Below are 5,804 nucleotides of genomic sequence, written 5' to 3' on the forward strand. Positions count from 1 at the left end.
CATGAGAAAGGCCCCGACTGTCAGGCACGGTGCGATGACCAGTACCATGTGCAGCGTGCTATCGACCATCGGCAACAGCCATAGCCGACAGAGCAGGCCCGTGATCGCGCCCGTCATGGAGCCCGCTAGGACATCGACCAGCGCCGCGTTGCCCTGATCGTGACTGGAGAACAGCGACGCGAAAAGCACCGCCGTCATGACCATCATCGGTCCGTCATGCCAACTGCTCAGAAGCCAGATCGCCGTTGTCAGTGACATAGCCAGAAGTGGGCGTGCGGCGGATGTCGCCGCTGCGCGCCAATCATGGTTTACCGTCTTGGCGACCCATTGTCGCCATGGTGAAATGGGGTGCCCGGTCGCTGAGGCCAGGGTTTTCAGTTCCGCGACAAAATGCAGGTAGCGTGCCTGGAGTTCGGGTTGCGACTCTAAGACCATGATCAGCTCGTCGAGTTGACCTTTGGCGGCCTCGATCTCGCCGGGCAGCGGGCTGGCGCGATGATCCTGCAGAACCAGGCCGACTGGATTATTGGCATGGACTTGAGCCATAAGGTCGATCAGCGCGCTCAGGGTTCTGCGGATCCGTTGCGCGTCGCGTCGGCCACGCCCGGAGCCCGCGGCCACCTGATCGCAGAGCGGATCAAGCGCGGCCATCTGGGCAAATATCGACGAGAGGTCCGTGTGGCCTTGACCAGTATCACCCTGGGCTAACGCCTGAATGCACCACAGCAGGCTTTGATTGAGCACCGATTGCAGCCGTTCATCCAATTGGCTGGACGTGTTTGATGGCGGAGTGAAGAGCCAGGAAGTCAGCGTTGAACACAGGATGCCGATCAATGTGCAAACCACCCGGCCCCAGGCCAACTGGGTGTCCAGCACCGGGTCAACCAGACCGAATAGCGCGACGATGGCTGCGGTGTAGCCCGCCAGTACCCATCCATAGTTGCGAAAATGCCGGAACAAATTGCCCAGGCCTGCGCATAACGCGACCCAAGCCGCCAGCCAGACCAGCAACTGCGCTGGAGACGAAAACAGCATCAGCAGCAAACCGCCGCCCACCAGCGCACCGACTGTCGTACCGGCAAACCGGGCAATACAGCGCTCGACGAACAATCCGCGGGTCGGCTGGGCAACCAGCCAGACGGTCATGGCCGACCACCAGGGATGATGGATGCCGCAGAGCTGCGCAATGACTAATGCCAACAGAGCGGCAACCGTTGTATGGGCACTGAAAGACAGGGGAGATGATCGCTGTCGCCGTCGTCGGGTGAAGATAGTGCTATTGATGACTGCCAATGATGTTCTCTGGCTGCGGGTAGGTGAGGGTTACGAGTCGAGCGGCATTAATGCCGCTCAACCCGATATCTCAGGAACAGGGCAACCGAACAGCGGATGTCCTCAGAGATCCGCTATCCAATTGCCATGGAAACCGAGCGGAACATGATGGTCGAGGCGGATGCGGGCCACGGGGATGCCATCGAAGTTCTTTGCATCGAGGATGACCATTTCGCTCGCGTTCCGGCGAGGGTCGTACCATACGGCCAGGATCCAGCCATCGTCTTCGGATACCGGGTCTGGACTGGCCACGAAGATAGGCTCTCCGGGCGTCATGTCGTAGTCGGCCGAGAGGTGCTGGAATGAGGTTTCGCCGGTCTGGTAGTCGTGCTTGGCAAGGCCGTTGAAACCGCGAGATTCGCCACGCGGAGCGTGCACGCAGGCCATGTAGCCGTAGCGATGGGGTTGGCCCATGATGGCTTCATTTGGACGAACGAACTCTGCAGAAAAATCGCCGATACGTTCGTGCTCTACGCTACCTTGCGATGGGTCGAGGGTGATGCGCCAGAGTTCCGGACCGGAAAACGGCGACGGCCCAGGAACCAGTGGGAATGGAAAGAAATCTTCCACATTGAAGGGTTCGCCGCGGTTCACCAGGCTTGTCACCGAAGCGTCGACAATGATCTTGTCGCCGTCATGATAGGCATTGAGGAAGTGCCCGACCATGTAGGAGGCGTTCTTTGCCTCCAGCCACTGGGTCTTGCCCGTAACCCGATGGATCAGCAGCACCTGAGTATCCTTGATTCCACCGTCATCGAAGAACCATGAGCTTTTCCCCTGCGGGATCAGATCAGGGGAGTAGGGGCGCCAGCGAATAGGGCCGAAAAAGAACACGTAGTATTCAGGCGTGAAAATGAAGTCATGAATCCAGGGTGCGAACGGAAGCGTCGCGCTCTGCCGTGAAAGGATGTGGCCCTCCTGGTTGGTGGCGAAACACTCCACTGTTTTGGCTTCATTGTCCAAGGAGTAAAACAGGAACTCGCCCGTCTGAGGATCTTCATGCGGATGAGCTGTAACCATGCCGCCGACCTGACCATTGAAATCGAACTTGCCCGTGGTTTCCAGTGTCCGCGGGTTGATTTCCAGGTAGTAGGAATCGACTTCGTGCATGGTCATTACACGGTTGGCCAAGCGGATGACATTGATGCCGGCAACCGATTTGATCGCCGGAGCACCTACGGGAAGCGCGCCTTGGGGCTTCTCGCTCCTGCCGTAGATACCGTTGTAGAGTGGGCGCCCCGCGGAGCGCTCGGCTTTCAGCCCATCCGTTTCAACCCAGCGGTTGCAGTAGCTGGCGCGGCCGTCGCGCAGGTGGAACGCATGCACCATGCCGTCGCCATCGAACCAGTGAAAACGATCCGGAGCGGCAGGTGCAAATTGCTGATTGGTACCGGTCCGGTACAAGGTTCCGTTCAATGCTGTCGGAATTTTGCCCTCGACGTGCAGTTCACGCACCTCGTACTCATTCAGCAAAGGCTCGAATGGACCCTGGAGGAAGGGGTTGGTATTGCTTAACATGATTATCTCCTGGTGATTTCACTGTTTTCACTGTTTTCACTGTAGGCGTCGGCCGTCATCAACACGCTTGCTGCACGACGGCTAATCTCGGTTTACACGCTTAAAATGTATGCGCGTAACGTAGTTGCACTGCGTAGTCGTTGGCTGCGCGATTCTCGACCTGAGTCTCGTGATAGGTGTTGAGCCAGAACCCGTCGCGGTCATCGATTTTCCAGAACAATCCGGGACCAATCCCCAGTACTTTTTCGCGAGAGTCAGCCAGGCGCTGGCCATTGACCTCGTCATCGGCGAGCTGCTTGAAGTAATACCCGTTGAGGCCTACCGAAATGTGAGGCAGCACTTCATAGGAGGCGGCGAAGTTGATCCATGCCGCTTTCCCTGCCTGGGTATTACGTACCGGCTGCCCTTCGTACGAGTGCACTGAGCTGCTGGCCGGATCGTTATTCTTGAAGTTGTACAGATAATGTAGACGCCAGCTCACCTCCCAGCGGGGTGCTGGCATCCAGGTCGCGGCCCAATAGGGATTGAGCGAGTAGAAATTTGAGCTTTGGTTGAGGTCCTTGTGCGCGTCGTATTTTCCGGTAGGCAGCAACATGTCCAACGCCAGTCGCTGGACGAAAACCGGCCGGCCGTGGGCATCGACGATCGGATCGAATTGCACCAGGGGGCCGGTGGTGATATCGCCCAGTCCGGTGGCGTTGTCCTTGAGTTGAGAACCGTTTTCACCGAAGTTCCCATCGAGTGAAACGATTGGCAGAAGGAGGTCCCAGCCCAGGTGTGCGCCTGCCCCAATAGTATTGGGCGAGTAGTAGCTGAGCTGGGTGATCAGGGTGGTGACATTGATCTTCGGGTTATCGAAGGCGCTGACTTTACTGCCTGAACTATCGAGGATGGCGCTGGCGCTGGAGAACTTCAGATACGTCAGGATCGACAACCCCGGTTGCCCGGCAAAACCATCGTAAAAACTGGTGCCGCCCAGGTTGATTCCGCTCGGCTCGGTAACACTGGGTGGTGGGCCATTGGCCGCGACAGCCTCCAGACCGGGGAGGATGCTGAGGGCTAGCAAGGCAGGGAGGATCTTTTTTGTTGTGCTCATCGGTGTTGGCTCTATTGTTTGAGTTGTGAGCTAAGGGGTATTGCCCCGTGTACCTGGACTGTAAACAACCCGGCATAAACGGGCTTGCGTGTGCGGGTCACAGTTGATTGAGCGTGACAAGACGAGCTCAAATTTTATGGCTGGGAGTGGCAGTCATGGCCGCTCCCATTTGCGCCTGGACACACTTTTGGCAATCGTCTGTGATGGGTGAGTCAAACCAGGCTGGGTTCTGCATTGATCAAGCTGCGGCGCTGACGAAAATGCGCGGCAACCACGCAACTGATCACGATGCCCAGGCAATACACTGCCGCGGCGAACCATCCGACTGCGCGGAAATGACCATCGCCCACCAGCAGCGAGGCGCAGAACGGACCGATACCCTGGCCGATAAAAATGGCGGCATTGCCCAGCCCCGGCAGTCGACCGCTCGGGTCGAGTTCGGCGGCCATGGACAGCAGATAGGGCAGGCTGAAAAACCAGACCATGTGGATCAGGCAGGCAGTAATGGCAAAGGCGGCTGGGCTGGTGCCGTTAACCATTAACAGGGTGGCGACCAAGGCGCCGCCGAAACCGATCAGTTGTGGGATCAAAACCCCTAGGCGTTTGCCCAGCAGGCCGGCCAGACCGGCTCCCACCGCGCCTGCCAGAATGCTTCCCCCCAGGATTGCGCCAATCTGTTCTGGAAGCAGTCCGATGCTTTTACCAATTCTTTCCTGGTAGACCCAGAGTGCCGAATGCCCCATGAACAACAGTGCAAAGAGCAGCAGCAGAAGCATCGCCGTCGCACCGAAAGCGTGTTTGTTATCGGTGGTTTCCTGCAGCGCGACGTCGAGTCGACGAGGGACTCGCCCGGTACCCAGCAGGCTGAAGGCAACTGCCAGAGCCATGGCCAGAAATGCGCCTTTGACGCCAAAGTTTGCCAGGATCAAGGGCAGCGACGTGACGGTCAGGGTGCCCCAGAGCAGGTTGGCGATATTGATCATCGCGAAGGTGGCGTCCTTGTTACTGCGCAGTGTTGCATTGGCGAGTACCACCGCCATGACTGCCCCACCGCTGGCGCCGGCCACCATGCGCACCAGCAGCAGCCCACTCCAGTCGTGCATCTGCGTACTCAGCAGATTTGCCAATACCAGAATGATCAGGGCGACTCGTACGAAAAGGCGTCGGTCCAGACGCGTTACTAGCAGGGCGGATATACCGCTGGCCATGGCCATGGCCATGAGTTCTGTGGCGAAAATTGATCCAATAGCGGGTAGCGGAATGCCCAACTGATCGACCAATGCTCCGCCGAGCACAGGCTGGATCTGCAACGTGCCAAGAGAAACTACCATCATCAGGCAAATCGCCAAGAGGGTGGATTTGCTGTTTATTACATGTATCGCGTTCATGTTCAGGGCCTCTGGGTTTTTAGTCAGGCCGTCAGGCCTGAATGAAAAAACCCTTAATTGTGATTATTGATCCTTGAGCAACGCATTCACGGGCTCGATTACCATGCCGGTAATCAGCCGCTGATCCTGTCAGTTAGCAAATTTATAAGTCATCCAGCGCTTTTACTTGCCTGACAACGTCATCGTTGACCGGGTGCGCCAACCGAGTGTCAGGGTTACCAAAGTTTCTAGGTGTAATCGATGTTGATGCGGGTTTCATTGTCGTTGCGAAAGGTTGCTGCGGAGCTCAGGTCATTTCGGTACATGGAGCACCGTGTCCTCAGAACCAAACCTTTTATGGGGCCTGACTGGATCACATACGCCAGTTCCAAATCACGTGCGGACTCTTTGAGGTCGGTGCCACCCAACTTGGGCAAATTGATATTGCTGCCTTTGAAATACCTAAGCATGCCGGTCAGGCCGGGAGCGCC

5 protein-coding genes are annotated in these 5,804 nt (G+C 57.4%); all 5 read right to left on the minus strand.

The features are described from left to right. On the minus strand, positions 1–1,293 hold a 1,293-nt coding region (locus M0974_RS02485; RefSeq protein ID WP_297832288.1), incomplete at its 3' end, for an FUSC family protein. Positions 1,294–1,395: 102 nt separating this feature from the next. Next, positions 1,396–2,850 carry a carotenoid oxygenase family protein gene (locus tag M0974_RS02490; protein ID WP_297832291.1) on the minus strand — a complete coding sequence of 485 codons (1,455 nt, stop codon included), beginning with the start codon at positions 2,848–2,850 and terminating at the stop codon, positions 1,396–1,398. Between the two features lie 100 nt (positions 2,851–2,950). Beyond that, complete coding sequence (locus tag M0974_RS02495) at positions 2,951–3,946, minus strand: transporter (RefSeq protein WP_297832293.1); 996 nt, start codon at positions 3,944–3,946, stop codon at positions 2,951–2,953. Between the two features lie 212 nt (positions 3,947–4,158). Continuing rightward, the gene (locus tag M0974_RS02500) at positions 4,159–5,334 is read right to left on the minus strand and encodes an MFS transporter (RefSeq protein WP_297832296.1); all 1,176 of its coding nucleotides are present in this window, start codon (positions 5,332–5,334) and stop codon (positions 4,159–4,161) included. Between the two features lie 227 nt (positions 5,335–5,561). Next, positions 5,562–5,804 (minus strand): OprD family outer membrane porin (locus tag M0974_RS02505; protein ID WP_297832299.1); only part of this gene is annotated, 243 nt, incomplete at its 5' end.

Source organism: Pseudomonas sp. (assembly GCF_026224925.1).
Lineage (GTDB): Bacteria > Pseudomonadota > Gammaproteobacteria > Pseudomonadales > Pseudomonadaceae > Aquipseudomonas.